The organism is Shewanella surugensis, from assembly GCF_023284005.1.
In the GTDB taxonomy this organism is placed as follows: Bacteria; Pseudomonadota; Gammaproteobacteria; order Enterobacterales; family Shewanellaceae; genus Shewanella; species Shewanella surugensis.
The window spans coordinates 1-4,266 of the sequence record NZ_JAKIKS010000217.1; the positions used below are offsets into that span (position 1 = coordinate 1).

At 39.6% G+C, this 4,266-nt stretch carries 3 protein-coding genes and 2 pseudogenes; 4 read left to right on the forward strand and 1 reads right to left on the reverse strand.

Features of this window, described 5'->3' with window-relative positions:
• Positions 1–107: 107 nt before the first annotated feature.
• The 4 genes and pseudogenes from L2764_RS25875 to L2764_RS28425 all read left to right on the forward strand — a co-directional run.
• Positions 108–665: pseudogene (locus L2764_RS25875) on the forward strand (nuclease-related domain-containing protein); the annotation flags it as partial.
• A 368-nt stretch (positions 666–1,033) separates the two neighbouring features.
• Positions 1,034–2,176 (forward strand): N-methyl-L-tryptophan oxidase, encoded by a 1,143-nt coding sequence (gene solA / locus L2764_RS25880; protein WP_248943231.1) that lies wholly within the window; start codon positions 1,034–1,036, stop codon positions 2,174–2,176.
• 355 nt (positions 2,177–2,531) lie between these two features.
• Positions 2,532–2,666, forward strand: coding sequence for a hypothetical protein (locus L2764_RS27940; RefSeq protein ID WP_283107180.1), 135 nt, complete (start codon positions 2,532–2,534; stop codon positions 2,664–2,666).
• A gap of 170 nt (positions 2,667–2,836) precedes the next feature.
• Positions 2,837–2,932, forward strand: a pseudogene (locus L2764_RS28425) (DUF4113 domain-containing protein); the annotation flags it as partial.
• 105 nt (positions 2,933–3,037) lie between these two features.
• Here the strand turns inward: L2764_RS28425 and L2764_RS25885 are convergent.
• The gene (locus tag L2764_RS25885; RefSeq protein ID WP_248943232.1) at positions 3,038–4,183 is read right to left on the reverse strand and encodes a hypothetical protein; all 1,146 of its coding nucleotides are present in this window, start codon (positions 4,181–4,183) and stop codon (positions 3,038–3,040) included.
• Between the last annotated feature and the right edge of the window lie 83 nt (positions 4,184–4,266).

The following is a 4,266-nucleotide window of genomic DNA, read 5'->3' on the forward strand; positions in this document are numbered from 1 at the left end:
TCGGGATCAATTAAAACTCGGAATGTAGATAGTGCCTTGGGCACGGACTTAAGCCCTTTTAGGGCGTCACCCAAATAAGCCTCCGGCTTTGCCGGAGGTAAGTTAACTTACGCTTGGGTTATACTGCAGAGCTTGCCACTGCCAGTGAGTTAATCGGATTGCAAGCATTGGGCTATCAAGTATTTCATGATATTCAGGCTGAAAACTTCAATATCGATCATATAATCGTTGCCCCTAATGGCGTATTCGCCATAGAAACAAAGGGGCGACATAAGCGCCCTAAAGCCCATGCTAAGCACAACAATTATCAGCTGGTGTATGAAACGACGGGTAAATCTATTGATAAAAATAGAAAGGATTACCAAGCAAAGCTGATTTTTCCTTCTTGGTCTGAGACCAAACCTTTGGCCCAAGCGCAGAGACAAGCTAAGTGGGTTAGTGATTGGCTAACACAAAGTGCGGGGCTAACGGTTACTGCGCTTCCCGTATTAGTTTTTCCGGGGTGGTTTATTGAGCTTAAAGTTAAACCCCCTTTTCCTATTTTAAATCATAAGCAGCTATTGTTCACACTGTCTAAGCTTAATCATCAAATGTTGACGCCCACTCAGATTAATAGTATCGCTCATCAAATTGCACAGCGATGTATCGGCGGTAAGCCGAAATAAGCTGAAAATGTTATCTTAGAATATCTCAACGGCAATCTGTATTAAGTAATTAATAGTAAAGTATTTATATTTAATATCTGTTTTTATCTGTGATGTTATATTGTCATCTTTCTTTACGACCATCTCTGTTATGGCTGCAACAGTTTGTTTTTTATTTTTATCTGAAAATGAGAGGTGATTGCCTTCTCGTGGAATTATGAGCATACGTTTTGGCGTGTCTGATAGAGAGTGTATATAGACTTACGATGTCACAGCCCATACATAGAAGAGTTGAAATGTAAGGTATATATCACTTGTTAGTTGTGCTGAGCATGACTATGGTTAAATCCATCAAATACAAGTAAGAAATGACAAGTGAGGACAGGTCGATGAGCAACAGCAAACATTTTGATGTGCTCGTTATCGGTGTCGGTGGCATGGGCAGTGCCACAGTTTATGAGTTGGCAAAACGCGGTAAGAAAGTATTAGGACTGGAGCAATACGATATTCCTAATAACATGGGGTCTTCTCATGGTCTTACTCGTATTATTCGTCTTGCCTATATGGAAGATCCGGCTTATGTTCCGCTATTGTATCGAGCCTATGAATTATGGCGAGACATTCAACTTAAATCGGGTCGAACCTTGTTGCATATTACCGGTGGCATTGATGCATCATTTGAAGAGGGAGCGGTGTTTCAGGGATCCTTGTTAGCTTGTCAGACTTATCATTTGCAGTATCGAGTATACGATCATAAAACACTGAAAAAGCACTTTCCGGCATTTAACTTAAGTTCTGGGATGAAAGCGATTTATCAGCCCGATGGTGGATTTTTACTATCAGAGGATTGTATTTCGGCTTATGTGGATCAGGCTTTGTCTCTTGGCGCCGAAATTCATGGCAGAGAGAAAGTGATTGATTGGTCAGCTAATGAAAATGGTGTGGTTGTTAACACTGACAGAGCGCGCTACAGCGCGGAGAAATTAGTTGTGACGGCAGGTCCTTGGTCCAATAAATTATTGACACCATTACAAGATGATAAAGCGATGCCGGAACGACAAGTGGTCATTTGGACACAACCGAAAAAACCTGAATTTTTTGCTATGGGAAAGCTGCCAATATGGGTACTTGGTGATGAGCAGGATATTTATTATGGCTTTCCTGTTCATGGCATACCTGGGTTTAAATACGGTAAGTTACATCATCTTAGACAAAAAGTTGACCCAGACAAGATGGATCGCGAATGCTCTTTCAAAGATGAGAAAATATTACGCCAATTTGCTGAGCGCTTTTTTCCTGAATCAACTGGCCCGACCCTATCGATGAAGTCCTGTTTATTTACTAACACCAAGGATAAACATTTTATTGTTGACCACCACCCAGAACATGAACAAGTGATCTTTGGTGCTGGGTTCTCTGGCCATGGTTTTAAATTTGTCAGTGTCATTGGTGAGATTTTGGCGCAAAAAGCGTGCGATGAAATTGTGTTACTGGATATCGATTTATTTCGTCTGAATAGACCAACCATCTGATAATGGATGAGACGACGGTCATTAATAGATTGTCTGAATAATCTTGCTTCCAAGCATCGACATAAACCACAACGTAGTGCCTTCGGTGAACAAAAGTGATGTTTATCCTCATTATTTCGAGCTCAGGTTAAATATGCTAGTCATCTGAAAGTTATCTTTAGCCTCTAGTTTACCTGCTAGAACCTGCAACACTTGTATATCTTTGCTGCTTTCTTGGTGAATAGAAGCGATCTTCGCTATGACAATTGCACTGTGTGAATAAACAGTGTTTAAGCTGTGAGTGAGAAAGATAGAGTGCAATCGTTGAGAGTTAAAATAATGAACGGGTGTGTGTGATGAAGGTGAGGCGATAAAAATGAAAGTGCTCCCTATTTATATTGCAGCAGGCATCAACGGTTTTGAAAAAACCGACTCAATCGAGTTTGGAATTGAGTCAAGCAATAATGCACATTGTACCGCGTTGATATCAACAAGGTATGCATTATTATAAAGTGGGCTTGGGGCTCATGGGTTTGGTAAGTGATCAATATCAGCAATTAGCTTTGTTTTCCCCTGTGACGGAGTATTCTCGGCTCATGCCTGTGTATGACAGTATTAATCGGCGCTTCTGATTGTGGAACATTATTTGTTACTGTCTAAGGTACTCCTGAGTCGCGAGCCCAATGGGCCATGCGCCGCGCTTGTTTAACGCCGCAATACACCACGCAATGGCAATGTTTATCAAAGATCAGCTGCTGGCATTTAGAATGGTGTTAAAGATACTAAATTGGGGTAGATACAATGGAAGGTATTTGGAATAAATCCTTTCCACTAGCTTGAAGATAGTAGAAAGGCGGAAGTTAATTTAAAGATGATTATTTATCAAAAATTATAAGGGTGGCCTAAATTAATTTCTACACCTGCTTGTTTAATTTTAGAGAGAAACAACTCTGCTATACCATCAAATTGCTCATCATCGTATTCATCTACTTGCACATCAATTTCTCTTAATATTTTGACTAACTTTAGTCCATTTTCATCAATATCAGAAAAGTCATCGATGTCTGTTCGATCTTCATCTCGTAGCTCCCAAGTGTCTAGTCCTTGTACGTTAATTAAGTTTTTCTCAATAACAGAAAGTATATTAGTGTCATTGACTTGGGCTGCTCGTTTTTGATCTTCTAACTTTTGTTGTGCAGCGATTTCATCTAAGTAGGCTTGATATTGATGTGCATTATCTGGAGATAAAATTTCAAGCCTATTGTATTTGTTGATGTCTTTTAGTGTCTCTGGATCACAGCTAAATAAGGAATGACCTGGGAAAGTATGTACATAAGCATCAACTTGAGCATTATAACGAGCGGTATGGGCAATTTGGCCGTCTTGATAAAAAACAGCGACTTTTACATTGGGATCTTGGTCATGTAAATGTAGATATTTAGCGTACAGATCGGCTTTATTGTAAACAGCATCATGTTCATTGAGCTGCACATCGTCATCAAACTCGCAACCTAATGCATATTTATGGCATGAACCTGGGTTGATTTCTGTGTTTAAAATTTCAATGTTGCCTTTTAATGCGGGTTGATAATCAAATAATTTTTTCTCCGCTTGTTGAATGGCTTGTGGAACCCTTGATTCAGCAGGTTGAATGTGGCTTAGAAGTACTGAAATAGGCTTCACTATTGGTTGCTCAATAGGCTGAAGTCGTGCTTGTAATTGCACTCCTTGTCCAAACGCTAATGGAGGGTTGACATTATGTTGTGTTCTTGCCTCTTTTAATGATTTTTGAATATTTTGTTCCATCAACTGTTCGGTGAGTTTGATTGTTGAAGGGGGCAAAGCATCTTGGTTTTCTTTTTTGCTAACTAAATGCATTAAAAACTGGACTTCATTACTCACATGATCTGTTTCTTCAGCATTGAGTTTGATATCAATCAGCAGTGCTAGCATGCCTGTTGATAAATCAGTGAGTAGAGGCTTATGGCCATTATTTTCATTAGCTAGGGGGCGTTGACAATTGGCCATGATTAGCTGATTAAGATACAATTTTTCTCTTTGAAATTCATATGTCTCGTAAAATGATTAGCGATAAGCAGTGGCGACGAATT